Below are 18457 nucleotides of genomic sequence, written 5' to 3'. Positions count from 1 at the left end.
TTCCTCCGGGACCAGGGGGGGCTCTGTTACACCCTATCCCGGCCGTTCCCGTGGTCCAATTATTAATTCCCCGTTTTGCCGAAACTGTCCCCCGAACTTGACAGAACGGCACGGGTACTTAATAAGCTGGCAAGGGTTAAGGACTCCTTCCAAGGAACGCGACAGGACATGGCATACAAATACGTCTTCGGCCCGGTCATGAGCGGGCGGCTCGGCCGCTCCCTCGGACTCGACCTGCTCGGCGACCGCATCTGTTCCATGGACTGCGTCTACTGCGAGGTGGGCGCCACCAGGAACCGGACCTGCGAGCGCAGGGTCTACGTTCCGGCGGCCGACATCCTCCGGGAACTGTCCCAGTGGAAGGAGGAAGGGCTGGAGCCGCCGGACATGATCACCCTCGGCGGCCTGGGCGAACCGTGCCTGAACGCGGACATGGAGCGGATCATCCTCGGGGCCAAGGCGCTCTTTCCGGGGATCCCCGTGGCCGTGCTGACCAACGCCAGCCTGATGACCGACCCCGAGGTGCGGCGCGAACTGTGCGCCGCCGACGTGGTCCTGCCCAGCATGGACTCCCTGGTGCCCGAGGAATTCACCAGGGTGAACCGGCCGGACGAGGCCATCACGCCCGAGGCCGTGGCCGACGGGCTCCTTGCCTTCAGGAATGAATTCAAGGGAAAGATATTTTTGGAAATTTTGCTTGCCGAAGGAATTAACGATTCCGACGAGAACCTCGGCAGGCTACGGATTTTCTGCCAACGGCTTGCCCCCGACCGGGTGGACGTGGTCACGCTGACCCGTCCCGGCACGGTCAAGGGGGTCCGCCCCGTGGACGGGGAGGTTTTAAGCCGTTGGCGCCTGGCGCTCGGAGGCGGGGAGACCCGCCCGGACGGGCGGCGGGCCCATGCGGGCAAGGAGATGAGCCTGGAGCGGATGACCGCTGCCGTGACCGCCTCCCTGAGCCGCAGGCCCCAGACCGCCGAACAGCTGGCCCAGGCCCTGGGCGCGGACCTCGAGAGGGTTCGCCAGGCCGTGGAAGCCCTCGAAAAAATGGGCGAAGTGACCCGCCGGGATGACCGGGGGGAGACATTTTACCACGGAACGGGCCATGTCATCGAAGACTGAGGGCGCGCCGGGATCAGACGCACACATTTCTCGTCAAGAGGTTTCCATGACCAAGAAGAAACGGCAGAAGATGTTCATCTCCGTGCTGCCGGGAGAACAGGTCGAGGTCGTCATCGCCGAGGAGGGCAAGGTCAACGAGTATTACGTTGAGATGGTCCACCAGGCCAAGACCAAGGGCAACATCTACAAGGGCTACATCCACAACATCGACAACGGGTTGCAGGCCGCGTTCATCAACTACGGGGCCGAGCGCAACGGCTTTCTGCAGATCGACGAGGTCCACCCCGAATACTACATCAACGAGGTGCCCACCAAGAAGGGCCAGCGCTTCCCGCTCATGCAGAAGGTGCTCAAGCCCGGCCAGGAGGTCCTGGTCCAGGTGGTCAAGGAACCCACAGGCAAGAAGGGCGCGTTCCTGACCTCCTACCTCTCCCTGCCCGGCCGCTGCTTCGTCTACACCGTGGGCCGCAGCCAGATCGGGGTCTCGCGCAAGATCGAGGACGAGAAGGAGCGGGATCGCCTCAAGACCGCCCTGGAGGGGTTCGAGACCGCCGAGGGCGTGGGGCTCATCGCCCGCACCGCGGCCGTGGGCCAGTCCAAGGCCGCCCTGGAGCGCGACTTCAAGTACCTGAACCGGCTGTGGACCGACATCCGGGCCAACGCCCAGAAGGTCAAGGCCCCGGCGCCGGTCTACCAGGAGCTCGGCCTGGCCGCCCGGGCCGTGCGCGACTACCTGACCCTGGACATCACCGAGATCTGGGTGGACGACAAGGAGACCTATGAGCAGGTCCACCAGTTCGTCAAGCTGGCCTTCCCGCGCAAGAACAACCTGGTCCGGCTGCACGAGGACAACGAGCTGTCCCTGCTGGAGCGGTTCAACCTGGTCAAGCAGGTGGAGGAGATCTACTCCCGCGAGGCGTCCATGCCCTCGGGCGGGCGGCTGGTCTTCGACGCCACCGAGGCCCTGACCGCCGTGGACATCAACTCCGGCAAGATCGGCGGCGAGAAGAATTTCCAGAAGATGGCGCTCAAGACCAACGTGGAGGCCGCCCGCGAGATCGCCCGCCAGCTGCGGCTGCGCGACATCGGCGGCCAGGTGGTCATCGACTTCATCGAGATGAAGAACCCCAAGGACTGCCGCGAGGTGGAGAAGGTCATGCGCGCGGAAATGAAGAACGACCGCGCCCGGACCGACGTCTCGCGCATCTCCTCCTTCGGGCTCATGGAGCTGGTCCGCCAGCGGCTGGGCTCCTCGGCCATCGCCATCTCCACCGAGCCCTGCCCCTGCTGCAAGGGCACGGGCATCCGCCGGAACATGGAATGGCAGGCCCTCCAGGCCCTCAAGGACATCCACCGCGACCTGCGCAAGCCCGGCTCCGACGAGGTCCAGTACGACTGCGAGGAGGAACTGGCCATCTACCTGCTGAACAACAAGCGCGGCATCCTCGCGGACCTGGAAAAGCGCTACGAAAAGACCATCCACATCGACATCGAGTACGAATACGACGAGTAGCCGTCCCCGGACAAGCAACGAATGCCCCCGCCCCGAATCATCGGGACGGGGGCGTTGTTTTTTCGGGGCGGCGAGCCTGGACCGGGCCGTCGTTCTGCCGCCGGGTAATACCTGGCCATTCCTTGGCAAATGGGTGGCCCAACAGTTAAACCGTCTGGTCCTCATCTTTCTGCGGCCGCCGCAAATACCAAGCAACCAAAGGGAGTGCGACGCCGATGGCGACAAGGAGATAGGCCGTCCACAAGGGTTGGGGGTAGCCATATACACCAGCCTTGCCTGCGCCTATTTCCAACGCACCGACTCCGACAAGCAATTCCCCCAACAGAATTTCAGACAATTTCACTCTCATTGTTTACTCCACTCATAGGCCTTGTTCACGGCGTATCCGGCTATACCCGCCTTGGTCATCGGCGGAGGCCCTGGGTCGAACGCTCCGGTTGCAAAATCAGTTGCCGCCTTGGACGCGACAGCCAATCTTTCCGGATGCTGCATGGCGGCTCCGATGGCCGCCGGCACCACTGCCGAGCCTGTCGCCGCCACGATGGGGAGAGCCCCCGCACCTAAGGCGATCGCCGTATATTTTTGCAAATCCTTGTTGGTGGCAAAGGCGTCCGCCGTTTTGCTCAATGCCTTGCCAGCCCCCTTCACGCCCTTGGTAACGGCCTCACCGATACCGGCCGGGGCCTTGTCCCACAGCTTGCCGAAGCCCGCTTCGATTTTCTTCACGCCATCCCAAAATCCGCCTTCCAACCCCGCCGGATCAACCCCGTTCACCGGGTCGTCCAGACAATACCCGTACCAGTCCGGGTCGCCGCCCTTGTCCCCGATGGGGTCCGGCGCGGACCATTTGCCGGTCCTGACGTCGTAATCCCGCCAGCCGAAGCGGACGAAGCCCAGGTCCCGGTCGTGCAGGCCGCCCGCGAAGCCGATAGGGGTGAAGAAACGCCCTGGAAATATGGTTCCCAGGGCGTTTCCTACCGTTATTTTTGTTTATTCCGAGTTGGTGACCGGAGGAACCAAGCCAGGACGGGGATCAACACACCTCCCCCCAGAATAATGTATTCAACCCAGGAGTATACGGGAAATCCCTTAAAGTAGGAATAATCATTCGTTATGCTCAGCAGGCTTGTTACTATCATCGCGGCACTCAGCACCATTTCCACCGGTTTTACTCTCATAATCACTTCTTTTTCTTGTGGATATCTTTCGCTTTTCCGAGTAGCCCTCCGAGATAGCCGGGCCAGGAAGGCGGCGGCGGGCCTTCGTCGAAGTATCCATTCGCAAAATCGACAGTCGCTTTTGACATGGTTGCGAGCGTGTCCGGGTGCTGCATGGCGGCTCCGATGGCCGCCGGCACCACTGCCGAGCCTGTCGCCGCCACGATGGGGAGAGCCCCCGCACCTAAGGCGATCGCCGTATATTTTTGCAAATCCTTGTTGGTGGCAAAGGCGTCCGCCGTTTTGCTCAATGCCTTGCCAGCCCCCTTCACGCCCTTGGTAACGGCCTCACCGATACCGGCCGGGGCCTTGTCCCACAGCTTGCCGAAGCCCGCTCCGATTTTCTTGACCCCATCCCAAAACCCGCCTTCCAACCCCGCCGGATCAACCCCGTTCACCGGGTCGTCCAGACAATACCCGTACCAGTCCGGGTCGCCGCCCTTGTCGCCGATAGGGTCGGGCGCGGTCCAGCGGCCGGTCCTGACGTCATAGTCGCGCCAGCCGAAGCGGACGAAGCCCAGGTCCCGGTCGTGCAGGCCGCCCGCAAAGCCGAGGGGCAGGCGCAGGCTCGGGTTGGTGTCCGCTAAAATTCCGCCCGACACTCGCCACAACAAATCAAACACGCCCGAGGCTTTTTCCTCGGGCGTATCGGTGAGTCTACAAGGAAGACAGGAAGATCAACGTCGCAAATGCACCAATGATTATACCTATTATTCCGTTGACAAGCTTTTCAAGGGGGTTCAGCCCTTCATCTCTGTTGAACCAACGTTTCCATGAAAATGGGCGAAGGTCTGTATGCCGGGTATAGTACCATTCTCGGATCAAAAATAACCCGCCAATGATGCATACTGCACCTGCAACAAACATGAAGACAATGCCTAACATCACTTTCCTTATTTTTGCTTGTCCAAAGCCTTGTTGAGCCAGTCGTCAGTCATCTCCGTGCCGACAGTTGAACTCACAACACTTCCAAGATTGCTCGCATCCTTGAGGGGTTTGGGGGGGATCGTCATGGAAGGTGTAATCCTGCCGAAGTTCTTTCCGACGCTCTTGCCGATCTTCCCGGCAGCCCCTCCGATTACTCCGCTCCCAGCAGCTGCAGCAACTTTCCCAACATCATCGACTTTGCCTGTCCTGATGTACTGGTTCCCAACTTCGTTCAAGGCGGCAGAGCCGCCACCAAGCAGAAGGGTTGAACCTATACCCCCGCCCATGGTGCTCACTGCGCCGGTTACAGCTCCCAGGCCAACGGATGTGGCATAGTCGCCTGTGCTCATCTTGCCGCTTCTCCAATCATCCCAATTGTCATAGGCATTGGAGCCTGCACCAATCGCGGCTCCTGCCAGCGGGATCCAAGCAAACAACCCCATGGGGTCATGCATGTTCACCGGGTCGTCCAGACAATACCCGTACCAGTCCGGGTCGCCGCCCTTGTCCCCGATGGGGTCGGGCGCGGTCCAGCGGCCGGTCCTGACGTCATAGTCGCGCCAGCCGAAGCGGACGAACCCCAGGTCCCGGTCGTGGAGGCCGCCCGCGAAGCCGATGGGCAGGCGCAGGCTCGGGTTGGTGTCCTCGATGATCCCGCCGAAGGGATCGTACAGGACCTCCTTTATCACGTTTCCGTCCACGTCGGCAACCACGCGCAGGGAGCCGACCTGGTCATATAAGAGCCCGGCCACGGTCCCGTCGTCCCGGCGCATGGCGTAGGGCGTGCGCTCGCCCTCGCGGTAGGCGAACTCGTAACCGTGCCGCCCGTCGTGGAACGCGGCCAGACGCACGAAGTCGAGCCACCGGTAGGCCTCGACCAACTGCCCGTTCAGGTACTTGGCCGAGCGCCGCCCGTCATCGTCGTGGTCAAAGGTCAAGGCCTTGTTCCGGCCCTCCTCCTCGGCCTTGAGCAGCCGGTAGTCCGGGCTGTACTCGTACAGGGTGTACACGCCCCTGTCCGACCAGATGGACCGGAAGCCGCGCTCGTCGTGGGAATACTGCCCGGACCCGGCGCGCATCAGCCGGTTGTCCTGAGTATACTGGTAATCCCGATAATTCGCCCCGGCCGTGGCGGGCAGATAGTCCCGCACCCGGCGGCCCTCCCGGTCGTACCAGCACTGGCAGATGACCCGCCCGTCCAGTTTGGCCTCGGTCAGCCGTCCGTCCCCGTCATAGGCGTAGGCCCAGACGGACTTCCGCCCCCTGACGGTCTCGGTTTTCTCCACAATGCGCCCGTCCGGGCCGCGCCTCGTCTCACACATATACGGTGCTGCCATGGCAACCTCTCTGGCTTCGTCCCCGAGGCCCATCCCCGGGAATCCGAACCAGCATACCCCCGGTTTTCGCCAACACCCTGTTTTGTTGAAGAATGACGCCCAAAAGCGCCCGATAAGCATAAAAAAGCAACTTGACAGGATGCGGGGATGCCCCCTGGACCCCCTTCAAGCTTTTTGTCGCAGCTTCGCGGGGTGGGCACCCCCAACAAAAAGGCCTCCGACTCAACATAGAGTCGAAGGCCCTGTCTTACCTCTTTGGAGCGATTCGGGTGCGCAGCACCCGACAGCGGCTCTCTCTCCCGTGCGCGCACTAGGCTTTGATTCGCCCCGTCCTGGGGCTCACCCCTTCGGGGCGTTGCGGAAAGACCGCAACGTCCAAATCCGCTGTCCTGCGGATTTGTCGAGAGTGGTGTAGCTGTGCATTTTTTCCGGTCGGGCCAACCGCAGCGTAGCCGTCTACGTGAGGATTGGCCCGGCCGGAAAAAATGTGCAGATGCGCCGCTATCGGAAGCCGCTTATTGCATCGCAGGCAAAGTAAATATGAAGGTGGAGCCTACGCCGACTTCGGACTCGACCCAGATGCGGCCGCCGTAGTGCTCGATGATCTCGCGGCAGATGGTCAGGCCCAGGCCGGTGCCCTTGGGCTTGTTGACCATGGTGTCGTCGGTGTGGGTCTGGTGGAACTTCTCGAAGATCTGGGACTGGTCCTCGGGGTGGATGCCGGTGCCGGTGTCCACCACCTCCACGCGCAGCTGGCTGAAGCGCGGGAAGGCGCGCAGGGTGACCGAGCCCTTTTCCGTGAACTTGGAGGCGTTGTTGAGCAGGTTGATGAGCACCTGCTGCATGCGGTCGCGGTCGGCCACAATGTGCGGCAGGCCCGGCTGGATCTCGGTGCGCAGCTCCAGGGTGGTCTGGGCGAACATGCCCGAGACCGAACTGGCGGCCACCTCGATGACCTCGTTCATGTCCAGCTCCTCGTCGCGCCAGCCCATGGAGCCGGACTCGATCTTGTTCAGGTCGAGGACGTCGTTGATCAGCCGGGTCAACCGTTCGCCCTCGTGGCTGATGATGGCCAGGTTCTCGCGGATGCGCTTGCCCTTGCGCGCCAGGGCGCCTTCCGGGCTGACCAGGGGCAGGAAGTTGCGCGTGAACTCCTTGTTCAGGAGTTTGGCGAAGCCCAGGATGGAGGTCAGGGGTGTGCGCAGCTCGTGGGAGACCGAGGAGAGGAAGGCGGACTTCATCTCGTCCAGTTCGCGCAGCCGCTGGTTGGCCTCCTCCAGCTCGCGGGCCTTGTTGACCAGGTCCTCGGTGCGCTCGCGGACCAACTGTTCCAGGTGGCGGTTCAGGTCGGCCAGGTCCTGCTCGGCCTTCTTGCGGTCGGTGATGTCCTCGAGGATGCCGTCCACGAACACGAAGTTGCCCCGCTCGTCGTGGATGGCCCGGGCGTTGAGGGAGCCCCAGATGGTCTTGCCGTCGCGGCGGTAGTACTCGGCCTCGAACCGCTTGACCTCGCCCTGGTCGCGCACGCGGTCGAAGAACCCTTGCATGTGGTCCGGGTTGACCATGATCCGGGAGCTCAGGGAGCGGACGTTGGACAGGAACTCGTCCAGGGAGTCGTAGCCGAAGATGCGGGCCATGGCCGGGTTGGCCCGGCGAAGCACGCCGTCCGGGGTGGCCTGGAAGATGCCCTCGATGGCGTTCTCGAAGATGGACCGGTATTTCTCCTCCGCTTCCTGGAGGGTCTTGTTCATGGTCTGGAGCTTGTTCTCGCGGCCCTCGATCTCGATGGACATGCGCCGGAATCGCTTGGCGATCTCCAGCAGTTCCGCGTGGTAGACCTCGCCGAAGTCGTAGGAGAAGTCGCCTTTGGCCACGCGGGCGATGCCGGACTGGAGGACCATGAGCGGCTTGTTCAGGAAGACGCGCAGGAGCAGGCCGGTGATGGCCAGGATGACGGAGATGGAGACCACGATGATGATGATCGAGACGAACATCTGTTCGTCCAGGCGCTTCTTCTCGCGCTCCAGGGTGAAGTCGATCTCGGCCCGGCCGATGGTGCGGCCCTCGAAGACGATGGGCCGGACCTGGCTGAAGTCCGCGGGCGTGCCCGAGAACTTCTCGTGGGCGAAGACCACCTCGTTGCGCGAGCCGTAGATGCGGATGCCCTGGACCATGTCGTCGTGGGTGTAGACCGAGCCGATGAGCCGGGCGTTGTCGTAGTCCAGGTTCCAGATGGGCACGGCCAGGATTTCGGCCACCGAGGAGATGGTGTCCTCGCCCTTTTTCTCGGCCGTGGCCCACATCTCCTGGGACTGCTGCCAGTAGATGAACCCGCCGAGGGCCGTGGCGATGATCATGACGATGACCACCAGGCTGAAGGTCAGGTCCCGCGAGATGGACCTGCTGGTCAGGAGAGGCCGTTTTCTCTTGGGGTTGTCTGCTCGCATCTGCTTTCCGGAAAAAATGGGGGGAAGGGGGCTCCCGAATCGTGCATCCTCCCGACAGCCTGTACACGACTCACCGCACCCTGTCATCACGGTTATAGGGGGTACTTGTCCCGCAGCCGGGCCACGCTCCCGTCCTCGATGAGCCGGTCCAGGGCCGCCTTCAGGCGGCCGCGCACGTCCTCGGGCAGCCGCCTGGACGCATAGACGCGCATGTCGTCCCGTCCCAGGACCAGCGGCTCTCCCAGGAAGCGGCGGCGCAGGCCCAGCCGCCCGGCCTCGGCGGTCAGCCCCTGGAGCGGGCCGAGCACGGCGTCCACGCGCCCGGCCATGAGCATCTTGAAGCCGAGCTCGTGGTTCTTGCACGGGAAGGGGATGAACTTGAACTTTTTGGCCTGGTCCAGCTCGTGCCGCGAGCCCCGGATCACGGCCACGGTCTTGCCGCCCAGGTCGCGGACGTCGCGCAGGGGGGTCTCCACCCGCGCCCAGGCCACCATGGTCACGGGCTTGACCCGGCCGATGTCCTCGGCCAGGTCGGCGATGTCCGCTTCCGGCGGCATGATGATCATGTCCGCCGCGCCCGAGGCGATCTCGTCCAGCCCCCTGGCCAGGGGCACGAGATGGTTGACCGGCTCCATGCCCGCCGCACGGGCCAGGATCTCGCCGAGTTCGTAACAGAACCCGACCGGGCGACCCTTTTCCAGGTGCCCGCACGCGCCCAGCTCCAGGGTCGCGATGCGCAGCCGCAGGGCCTGGGCCTGGGCCGGGACCGGGAGGGCCAGCAGGAACCACAGGAAACAGAGCAGCAGGGGCGGTTGATGGGAGATACGTGCCGAATCGCGGAACATGGCGCAATTTAGAACGCATTTCCCGAAAAAGCAACGTGCTGCGGGCGTTTCCGCCGGGAAACGGGCTTGCCATCTTCCCGGCTCTCCCTTATCTGTGCCGGAACCGACCATGCGCACGATCATCATCCTTCTCCTGGCGAGCCTGTGTTGTCCGGCCCTGGCCCCGGACCGGGCCGAAGCCCACCCGCACGTCTACGTGGACGTGTCCCTGACCTTCCGCCTGGACGACGCCGGGCTGTCGGGCGTGCACCAGAGCTGGCTCTTCGACGAGATGTTCACCCGGGCCATCCTGAGCGACCTGGGCCTGGACGCGGCCTCCCTGGCCACGCCCCAGGGCCAGGCGGCCGTGCGCGACGGGGCCTTCCAGTACCTGTCCAACTACCACTATTTCACCCTGGTCGAGGCCGGGGGCGAGCGGCTGCCGGTCCGGGTGGAGCACTTCCGGGCCGGGCTGAAGGGCAACCGCTTCGTCTACGACTTCGACGTGCCCCTCGACCTGCCCGTGGACCGGCTGGCCGACTTCCGCATGGCCGTGTTCGACAGGGACTATTATACGGACATGATCTACGCCGAGAACGGCGTGCGCTTCGACGTCCAGGGCGGCATCGCGGTCAGCCACGCCATGCGCCCGGCCAGGGACCAGACCTACTGGCGCTATATCGTGCCCGACGCCGTGCACCTGTCCGTGAGCGCGATCCCCGGCGCGTCCCCCGCCGTGGCGGAAGGGGAAACGGACGAGCCCGGCCTCCTCGCCCGGTTTATGGGCTTGGTCCGGTCCGCCCAGAAGGCGCTGACCGCGCGGCTCGACGCCTTCGGAGTCCAACTTGCGGACGACCCGTGGGGCCCGGCCCTGTGGATGTTCCTGGGGCTGTCCTTCGTCTACGGGGTGGTCCACGCCGTGGGGCCGGGGCACGGCAAGGCCGTGGTCTGCTCCTGGTTCCTGAGCCGCCCCGGATCGCTCATGACCGGCGCGCTCATGGGCAACGCCATCACCTTCGTGCATATGGGCTCGGCCGTGCTGGCCGTGGGCGCGGCCTATCTCGTGTTCTCCACGGGCATGGGCGGGTTCGCGGCCGCCAGCCGGGCCATCCAGCCCGCCGGGTACGGGCTCCTCGCCCTCATGGGGCTGTTCCTCCTGGTCAAGGCCGTGTTCGACCTGCGCCGGGGCGGGCTCCTCGCGGCCGACGCCTGCGCCCGCGCCGAACCCGAGGGCGAAAACCTGCGCTCCATCCTGGCCGTGTCCTTCGTCACCGGGCTGATCCCCTGTCCGGGCGCGGCCGTCATCCTGGCCTTCGCCATCGGCCTGAACATCCTCTGGACCGGCCTGGCCGCCCTGGTGGTCATGGCCCTGGGCATGGGGCTGACCACCACCCTGTTCGCCTGGTTCGCGGTCTCGGCCCGCAAGGCCGCCCTGACCCTGTCCGGCCGCAACCGCCGCCTGTTCAACGTCCTTCACGCCGGACTGTCCCTGTGCGGGGCCGCCGCCATCTGCCTGCTCGGCACGGTCCTGCTCGTCGGCTCCCTGACCGTCTGATCGCGTCCCGCGACGCGCCCCGGGGCCGCCGTCGGGCCTCGCCCGAACCGCCCCGGCAATCCCCCTCGCCACCGTCCCGGAATCGCCCTGCGGCACGCCCCGGAACCGCTTTCCGGGACCGGGCCCCTACCGCCGGGCGCACGTCGGAGGGACAGCCTTGTCCCGTTTTGCTGATGGCAAAAAATCATTGACAAGATTTTTTACTTTTAGGTAAAAAGAACCCTGTCACGCTTTCCAAATCGAAAATATGGACTGACAAAAATGAAAAACGAATTGGATTCCCAGGACAAGCGGCTGGTTGCCGAACTGACCCGCGACGGCCAGCTGTCGCCCGGCAAGATCGGGGCGGCCACGGGCGTGACCGCGCCCACGGTGCGCTCGCGGGTCAAGAACCTGATGCGCGCGGGCGCGCTCAAGGTCGCGGGCATGGTCAATCCCATGCGCGTCAAGGGGCTGACCGTGGCCCTGGTGGGCATCAGCCTGATGAGCCACGAGCAGCTCGGCGAGAAGCTCGACCAGATCGGGGCCCTGCCCAGGGTCAACTGGGCGGCCGTGGTCACCGGGCGCTACGACATCATCGTGGAGATCATCTGCCAGGAAGGCATGGACGATCTCTACCAGTTCCTGGATCAGGATCTTTCCAAGGTCGGCGGCATCAACGCCTCCGAATCGTTCGTCGTCATGAAATCACGGCGCAAGTGGCTGTTGTTGCCCGACGCTGTGATCGAAACCTTCACCAAATAACGTAGGGCCGCCGGAGAGGGCGGAGAGCTTTGCAAAGGAGCAACAGATGATTATCGGTATCCCCAAAGAAATCAAGACGTTGGAAAACCGCGTGGCCATGACCCCCGGTGCGGTGGAATCCCTGGTCCGCAAGGGCAACGAGGTGCTGGTCGAGGCCGGCGCCGGTCTGGGCAGCGGCCTGACCGATGAGGAATACGCCGCCGCGGGCGCCAAGATGGTCACCGCCGAGGAGGCCTGGGCCGCCGAGATGGTCATCAAGGTCAAGGAGCCGCTTCCGAGCGAGTTCAAGTACCTGCGCAAGGACATGATCCTGTTCACCTACCTGCACCTGGCCGCCGCTCCCGAGCTGACCAAGGCCCTGCTCGACGCCGGGACCACCTCCGTGGCCTACGAGACCGTCAAGTCCGCCGACGGCACCCTGCCCCTGCTGACCCCCATGTCCGAGGTCGCCGGCCGCATGGCCACCCAGGTGGGCGCGCACTACCTGGAGAAGACCCAGGGCGGCCGCGGCATCCTGCTCGGCGGCGTGCCCGGCGTGTACCCCGCCGAAGTGCTCGTCCTGGGCGGCGGCGTGGTCGGCACCAACGCGGCCCGCATCGCCATGGGCATGGGCGCGCGCGTGACCATCCTCGACCTTTCCCACCAGCGCCTCCAGTACCTGGACGACGTCTTCCAGGGCCGCATCACCACCATGATGTCCACCGAGCCCAACATCCGCCAGATGGTCCAGCGGGCCGACCTGGTCATCGGCGCGGTCCTGCTGCCCGGCGCCAAGACCCCGAACCTGATCACCCGCGACATGCTGCCCCTGATGAAGGAAGGCGCGGTCATCGTCGACGTGGCCGTGGACCAGGGCGGCTGCATCGAGACCACCCACGCCACCACCCACGACAACCCGACCTACGTCATCGACGGCGTGGTCCACTACGGCGTGGCCAACATGCCCGGCGCGGTGCCCCGCACCTCCACCTTCGCCCTGGTCAACCAGACCGCTCCCTACGCCCTGCGCCTGGCCGCCAAGGGCGTGGCCGCCCTCAAGGAAGACCCGGGCCTGGCCCTGGGCCTGAACACCTGGGACGGCAACCTGACCTGCCCGGCCGTGGGCGCGGCCCTGAACATCGAGTCCATGACCCCGGAAGAGGCCCTGGCCCAGATGTAGCCCTTACGGTACACGGAAAATGAAAAGGCCCCGGTCGCACGACCGGGGCCTTTTTTGTTGGGCGAAACAGGATCAGCCCAGGGGCGCGACCAGCCGCCGCGTGACCTTGACCACCGGGGGACTGGCCAGGAGCCAGGCCAGCAGCACGGCCGCTGGTATCAGGAGCCAGGCCCTGGAGCCGAGCACGCCGTAGGCGCCGGGCCACAGGCGGTAGGGCACGAGCAGCAGCGTGTGCAGCAGGTAGACGTGCAGCGAGTGGCGGCCGATGCGGGTCAGGGGGCTCTCGGCCCCCGGCGTCAGGGCCAGCGCGCCCAGTCCCAGGCCGAAGGCCGCCGCCAACTGCACGGCGCGGGCGGCAAATCCCACGCCCACCCCCGGCCCCAGGGCGGCATACGGCCCGTTGCCGTACAGCATGGGCTGGAAAGCATACCCGGAGAGCCATGCGGCCAGCAGCAGTCCGGTCGCCACCAGCGCCCCGCCCGTCAGTCGGCCGAACACGGCCGTGGGCGAGACACCCTTTTCCCTGAGCCGGTGCCCGGCCAGGAAGAACGGCAGCAGCACCAACGTCCGGGACAGGCTCAAATCCAGGCCGATGAACGGCACGAATCCCGCCGCCAGGGCCAGCGCGACGGACAAGGGCAGGGCCAGCGGCACGCGTCGCGCATAGGGCAGGACCATGCGCCAGCAGAACAGGCTGAGCAGGTACCACAGCCCGTACAATCCCTGGAGAAAGGGGTAGGGCTCCTGGCCCATGAGCCGCAGGATGAGCGCGTGCAGCGCCACGAAGATCACGTACGGGGCCAGGAGCAGTCGTCCGTTCCGGACCAGCGCCGCCCACCCCGTCTCCACCCGCGACAGCCAGCCCGAAATCAGGGCGAACATGGGCATGTGGAACAGGTACGCGAAGAAATACAGGCCGTCCGCCGGCCGGTCGCCGCTCGGCACCGGCCAGACCAGGTGCCCCAGGACCACCAGGATGATGAGCACGCCCTTGGCGTTGTCGATGCGCGCGTCACGTCCGGTCATGAACCCCTTGTACCAGGATCGCCCCGGCCGGGGAAGCCGCACCGCTCCACGGACAATTCTTGCATCCCGGTGCGCAGTTTGCGTGCGCAAGCCGTTGCGCACGTAAAAATTATTCCATTATTCCAAGCTGATGCGTCTGGCACACCCTATGCTCTCTTCCCATCGAGAGCAAGGCCGAGCGGCCGAAACAAGGAACGGCCCGCAAGGCTGCAAGGAGGAAAAAACCATGAAGAACGCCCTACTCAAGACCACTACGTCGCTGTTGCTGATGCTGACCCTGCTGGCGGGCTGCCAGACCACCCAAACCCAGAACGCCGCCGGGATCGGCACCCTGGCCGGGGCCACCCTCGGCGCGCTGACCTTCAAGAACAAGATCTCGGGCGCGGCCATCGGCGCGGGCGTGGGCCTGCTCGCCGGATACATCGTGGGCAATGAAATGGAAAAGGCCGACCAGGCGCACCTGGCCAATACCCTCGAATCCACGCCCTCGGGCTACGCCAACGAGTGGGTCAACCCCGATACCCGCACCCAGTACGAGGCCATCCCCGAACCGCCGCGCGAATACAACGACGGCCGCGTCGAACGCGACGTGACCATCCATGCCCGCATGGCCGACGGCTCCCGACAGACCGTCTACGCCAAGGCCTACCGCCAGCCCGACGGCTCCTGGCAGCTCGTCCAGTAGCTCGCCGATACCCCCCCCATACGAACGAGGCAGGGCCGTGAAGGTCCTGCCTCGTTGGCGTTGGCAAGGGTGTGGCGTGGGTGATGCCTCCGGCGGCCCTTCCGGGGGGCCCCTTCGGGGAGACCAGGGCGCTGCCCTGGACCCGCCAGGGAGCAAGGCCCCCTGGACCCCTTCGCCTCACTACGCTCGGACGTGCGGCGGCGAAAGGCTTGGCGGGGGGCGCCTTCCGCCGTGCCGGTGTGCGATTTCGGGCGGGGAAAACGGGTGGGAGAGCGTGCGTCTTCACGAAAAAGCACCCGCCGTTTTCCCCGCCCGAAATCGCGGGGTTTTTTTATTGAAGAGGGAGGAGAACGGGAATGATTGCGGGTTTGCCGCCGTTTCAGAACGCTGCGAACACTTCGGGACACCGCCGAGCCCGCGCCCGGCCCATCCCCTCGCGCTCCCACCTTCGCCGCAGGCGACCCAGGGATTCCAAAGGGGGCTCGCCCCTTTGGCCGCCGGAGGCGAAATCACCCGACCCATCCCGCCGAAGGCGGTTTCCCTACTGCTTTTTCTTCCCGAGCAGCCGTCCCAGTCCCCACGGCCTGAAGCCTGCGGTGCGGCGTTGGGCGTAGAGCAGGGCGCAGGCGGCGAGCATGGCGGCGTCGCGGAGGAAGGCGTGGAGGGGGCCGGTGGGGGCGTTGTCGGTGTTCTTGGGGTTGCCGAAGCAGCCGCAGTCGGCGTCGAGGCCGAGGTACATGGCGTAGAGCAGGACGACCATGAACCCCAACAACTGTGCGACAATGATCGCCAACGCGCCGCGCACGTCGAGGATCAGGCCGAGCCCGGACAGGATCTCCACGGTGGGGATGGCGTAGGACAGGAAGCCCGCCATTTTCCAGGAGACCAGCCCGTAGATGTTGATGGTCACGGCGAACCCTTCGGGGTGCATGAGCTTGAGCGTCCCGGCGTAGACGAAGAGCAGGCCGAGGCACACCCTGACCAGGGTGTAGAGCGTTTTGGAGCCGAGCAGTGATTGCATGTGCGTATCCCTTTAAGCCTGTCCGCCGGGGCGGCCACGCGACCATAAGGCGTTCCGCGCCCGAGTGCAAATCGGCTGCGGTCGTGGGCATTCTCTGTAAAAAGTCTAGAAAAATTCAAGAATATCAACCACAACAGGTTGCGGTTGGTTGTTGTTTTGAAAAATCTGTGTGAAATGAGTATGATGGAATCCGTTTTTTCTTGTCGGGAATCGATATTTCCGCTACTCCAATGAAAAACAACAAGGACCGCAAGCAAGCCAAGGGAGCGCGACATGACTGGCAAGAAGGTGTTGTCCGTGGCCGAGATCGCCCGCGAGCTCGACCTGCCCGAATCCACGGTGCATTACTGGAAGAACCGGTTCGCCCAGCATCTGCCGAGCGTGGGGCGTGGCCGCCAGAAGCGCTTCAAGCCCGAGGCCGTGGAGATTTTCTCGACCATTTCCCGGCTGCTTAAGGAGGGCCACACGGCCCGCGACGTCATGGAGCAATTGTCCCAGGACTATCCGTTGCAGGCGGACGCGGTGCCCGTCGCCGCCAGCGCGGCCGCGCCGGTCCAGGCGGCCGGGTCCATGGACCAGGTCATGGGCATGGCCGCGGCCATCGGGCTGGAGATCGCCCGGTCCGTGGGCGAGGGCATCCGTTCGGTGCTCGACGCCGGGAACGCGGACGGGCCGGACGTGTCCGAGGTGCGCCGGGGGCTGGAGGAGGCCGCCTCGCGCATCGGCGTGGCCGTGGAGGCCACCGAGGCGCTCCGGGCCGAGAACCGGGAGCTCAAGGAAAAGCTTGCGGTCATGGAGGCCGAGATGATCCGTCTGCGCAAGGATCGGCGCGAAATGGAAAAGTACCTCCTTGACAAGATCAAATCCGTATCTACTTAGAACAGGTTCCCGGGACGCCATTCCCGAACATACTCTCTCTATGAAAAAGTCCCGCCGGGTGCGCGAGAGCCGCGTACCCGGCGGGCGCACGTCATTCCTACGGAGGTATTTTTCATGGGCAAGAAAACCACCCATAAATTCAAGGCGGAAGTCAGCCAACTTCTCGATATCCTGGTACATTCGCTGTACACCAACAAGGAGATATTCCTTCGCGAGCTGATCTCCAACGCGTCCGACGCCCTGGAAAAGGCCCGGTTCAAGACCCAGGCCGAGGGCGCGGCCGACGAGCTGGCCCCGGAGATCCGCATCACGGCGGACGCCGAGGCCAAGACCCTGACCGTGACCGACACCGGCATCGGCATGACCCGCGACGAGCTCATGCGCAACATCGGCACCATCGCCCACTCGGGCACGGCCGAGCTGGCCCGGCTTGCCGAGGAGGGCAAGGAGTCGCTGGATTCGCTCATCGGTCGGTTCGGCGTGGGCTTCTATTCCGTGTACATGGTCGCCGACGAGGTGGATGTGACCACCAAGTCCATGGACGCCGCCGCCAAGGCCATCACCTGGACCTCGGACGGCCGCACCGACTACAAGTTGCAGGAGCTGGACGAGGACCGTCCGCACGGCACCGAGATCACGGTCCACCTGAAGGAGGACGTGGCCTCCCAGTTCACCAACCTGGCGCACATCAAGCAGGTGGTCAAGAAGCACTCCAACTTCATCAATTTCCCCATCTTCGTGGGCGACGAGCGGGTCAACACCATCCAGGCCCTGTGGCGCGAGCCCAAGTTCCAGATCAAGCCCGAGCAGTACGCCGAGTTCTACCAGTTCCTGACCTTCGACCCGGACGAGCCCTTCGACACCCTGCACACCTCGGTGGACGCGCCGGTCCAGTTCAACGCGCTCATGTTCATCCCCAAGCACGGCGACGATCCGTTCGGCCTGGGCCGCGAGAACCGGGGCCTGGACCTGTACGTGCGCCGGGTGCTCATCGAGAAGCAGAACAAGGACCTGCTCCCCGAGTACCTGGGCTTCGTCAAGGGCGTGGTCGACACCGAGGACCTGCCCCTGAACATCTCGCGCGAGACCCTGCAGGACAACCTGCTCATGCGCAAGATCAGCTCCACCCTGGTCAAGCAGGTGCTCGACCACCTGACCAAGATGGCCAAGGACGACGCGGACCGCTACGCCGAGTTCTGGCGCGCCCACGGCGAGCTGTTCAAGGCGGGCTACATGGACTTCCTGAACAAGGACAAGTTCGCCGGGCTGGTGCGCTTCAACTCCTCGGCCCTGGACGACGACAAGGCGCTGACCTCGTTCGCGGACTACATCACGCGGGCCAAGGAGGGGCAGAAGGAGATCTACTACGCCTACGGCCCGAGCCGCCAGGCGCTCAGCCTCTCCCCGCACCTGGAGGTCTTCCGGCGCAAGCACGTCGAGGTCCTGTACCTCTATGAGCCCATCGACGAGTTCGTCATGGACGCCATGCGCGAGTTCGACGGCTGCACCCTGGTCTCGGCCGAGCACGCGGACATGGCCAAGCTGGACAAGTTCGAGGACGTGGAAAAGGCCGAGCGGCCCGAGGCCCTGTCCGACGAGCAGAAGACCGAGCTGGACACCCTGCTCAAGCGCATGAAGGACGTGCTCGGCGACGCCGTGACCGAGGTCAAGGCCTCCACGCGGCTGTCCGAGTCCCCGGTCTGCCTGGCCAACCCGGACGGCAACGTGACCTCGTCCATGGACAAGATCATGCGCGTCATGAGCAAGGACACGTCCATCCCCCAGAAGGTCCTGGAGATCAACCCGGACCACCCGCTCATCCGCAACATGCTGACCATCTTGGAGAAGGACGAGAACGACCCGTTCATCGACCAGGCCGCCAACCAGCTCTACGAGTCGGCCCTGCTGCTTGAGGGCTACCTGACCGACCCCCACGCCCTGGTGGGCCGGGTCCAGGACCTGCTGACCAAGTCGAGCGGCTGGTACGTGGCCACCAAGTAG

At 64.6% G+C, this 18457-nt stretch carries 16 protein-coding genes and 1 pseudogene; 8 read left to right on the top strand and 9 right to left on the bottom strand.

The window, feature by feature from the left end; all coding sequences use genetic code 11:
- The first annotated feature begins 168 nt into the window (after positions 1 to 168).
- Complete coding sequence (locus DND132_RS09225; protein ID WP_014322459.1) at positions 169 to 1122, top strand: radical SAM protein; 954 nt, start codon at positions 169 to 171, stop codon at positions 1120 to 1122.
- 46 nt (positions 1123 to 1168) lie between these two features.
- On the top strand, positions 1169 to 2635 hold the full coding sequence (locus DND132_RS09220; RefSeq protein WP_014322458.1) for an Rne/Rng family ribonuclease: 1467 nt from the start codon (positions 1169 to 1171) through the stop codon (positions 2633 to 2635).
- Positions 2636 to 2780: 145 nt separating this feature from the next.
- Here DND132_RS09220 and DND132_RS09215 read toward each other — a convergent pair whose 3' ends face one another.
- The 7 genes and pseudogenes from DND132_RS09215 to DND132_RS09190 form a co-directional block, all read right to left on the bottom strand.
- Complete coding sequence (locus DND132_RS09215; protein WP_041915761.1) at positions 2781 to 2984, bottom strand: hypothetical protein; 204 nt, start codon at positions 2982 to 2984, stop codon at positions 2781 to 2783.
- Complete coding sequence (locus DND132_RS18260; protein ID WP_148266973.1) at positions 2981 to 3361, bottom strand: hypothetical protein; 381 nt, start codon at positions 3359 to 3361, stop codon at positions 2981 to 2983. The genes DND132_RS09215 and DND132_RS18260 overlap by 4 nt, the downstream gene beginning before the upstream one ends.
- A gap of 81 nt (positions 3362 to 3442) precedes the next feature.
- Positions 3443 to 3532, bottom strand: a pseudogene (locus DND132_RS18925) (RHS repeat-associated core domain-containing protein); the annotation flags it as partial.
- A gap of 283 nt (positions 3533 to 3815) precedes the next feature.
- Positions 3816 to 4475, bottom strand: coding sequence for an RHS repeat-associated core domain-containing protein (locus DND132_RS18715; protein WP_014322456.1), 660 nt, complete (start codon positions 4473 to 4475; stop codon positions 3816 to 3818).
- A gap of 270 nt (positions 4476 to 4745) precedes the next feature.
- Positions 4746 to 6116 carry an RHS repeat domain-containing protein gene (locus DND132_RS18710; protein WP_014322455.1) on the bottom strand — a complete coding sequence of 457 codons (1371 nt, stop codon included), beginning with the start codon at positions 6114 to 6116 and terminating at the stop codon, positions 4746 to 4748.
- A 515-nt stretch (positions 6117 to 6631) separates the two neighbouring features.
- Positions 6632 to 8563, bottom strand: coding sequence for a sensor histidine kinase (locus DND132_RS09195; protein ID WP_014322454.1), 1932 nt, complete (start codon positions 8561 to 8563; stop codon positions 6632 to 6634).
- 92 nt (positions 8564 to 8655) lie between these two features.
- On the bottom strand, positions 8656 to 9408 hold the full coding sequence (locus tag DND132_RS09190) for a substrate-binding periplasmic protein (RefSeq protein ID WP_014322453.1): 753 nt from the start codon (positions 9406 to 9408) through the stop codon (positions 8656 to 8658).
- Positions 9409 to 9517: 109 nt separating this feature from the next.
- Between DND132_RS09190 and DND132_RS09185 the strand changes: the two genes are divergently transcribed.
- The 3 genes from DND132_RS09185 (at position 9518) to ald (ending at position 12845) form a co-directional block, all read left to right on the top strand.
- A complete protein-coding gene (locus tag DND132_RS09185; protein WP_014322452.1) occupies positions 9518 to 10942 on the top strand; it encodes a HoxN/HupN/NixA family nickel/cobalt transporter in 1425 nt (474 codons plus the stop codon).
- A 261-nt stretch (positions 10943 to 11203) separates the two neighbouring features.
- Positions 11204 to 11686, top strand: a complete 483-nt coding sequence (locus DND132_RS09180; RefSeq protein ID WP_014322451.1) for an Lrp/AsnC family transcriptional regulator — start codon at positions 11204 to 11206, stop codon at positions 11684 to 11686.
- A gap of 46 nt (positions 11687 to 11732) precedes the next feature.
- Complete coding sequence (gene ald / locus DND132_RS09175; RefSeq protein WP_014322450.1) at positions 11733 to 12845, top strand: alanine dehydrogenase; 1113 nt, start codon at positions 11733 to 11735, stop codon at positions 12843 to 12845.
- A gap of 72 nt (positions 12846 to 12917) precedes the next feature.
- Here the strand turns inward: ald and DND132_RS09170 are convergent, their stop codons facing one another.
- Entirely contained in the window at positions 12918 to 13871 is a 954-nt protein-coding gene (locus DND132_RS09170; RefSeq protein WP_014322449.1) for an acyltransferase family protein, read from the bottom strand.
- A 226-nt stretch (positions 13872 to 14097) separates the two neighbouring features.
- On the opposite strand from DND132_RS09170, the gene DND132_RS09165 reads away from it, so the two are divergent.
- Positions 14098 to 14556 (top strand): glycine zipper domain-containing protein, encoded by a 459-nt coding sequence (locus tag DND132_RS09165; RefSeq protein WP_014322448.1) that lies wholly within the window; start codon positions 14098 to 14100, stop codon positions 14554 to 14556.
- Positions 14557 to 15097: 541 nt separating this feature from the next.
- Here the strand turns inward: DND132_RS09165 and DND132_RS09160 are convergent.
- Positions 15098 to 15577, bottom strand: a complete 480-nt coding sequence (locus DND132_RS09160) for a DoxX family protein (protein ID WP_014322447.1) — start codon at positions 15575 to 15577, stop codon at positions 15098 to 15100.
- A 273-nt stretch (positions 15578 to 15850) separates the two neighbouring features.
- On the opposite strand from DND132_RS09160, the gene DND132_RS09155 reads away from it, so the two are divergent.
- Together DND132_RS09155 and htpG are read left to right on the top strand one after the other, a co-directional pair.
- Complete coding sequence (locus DND132_RS09155) at positions 15851 to 16456, top strand: MerR family transcriptional regulator (RefSeq protein ID WP_014322446.1); 606 nt, start codon at positions 15851 to 15853, stop codon at positions 16454 to 16456.
- Between the two features lie 114 nt (positions 16457 to 16570).
- A complete protein-coding gene (gene htpG / locus DND132_RS09150; protein ID WP_014322445.1) occupies positions 16571 to 18457 on the top strand; it encodes a molecular chaperone HtpG in 1887 nt (628 codons plus the stop codon).

The sequence above is a fragment of the Pseudodesulfovibrio mercurii genome, assembly GCF_000189295.2.
GTDB lineage: Bacteria > Desulfobacterota > Desulfovibrionia > Desulfovibrionales > Desulfovibrionaceae > Pseudodesulfovibrio > Pseudodesulfovibrio mercurii.
This window is presented reverse-complemented; position numbering and strand designations above follow the sequence as displayed.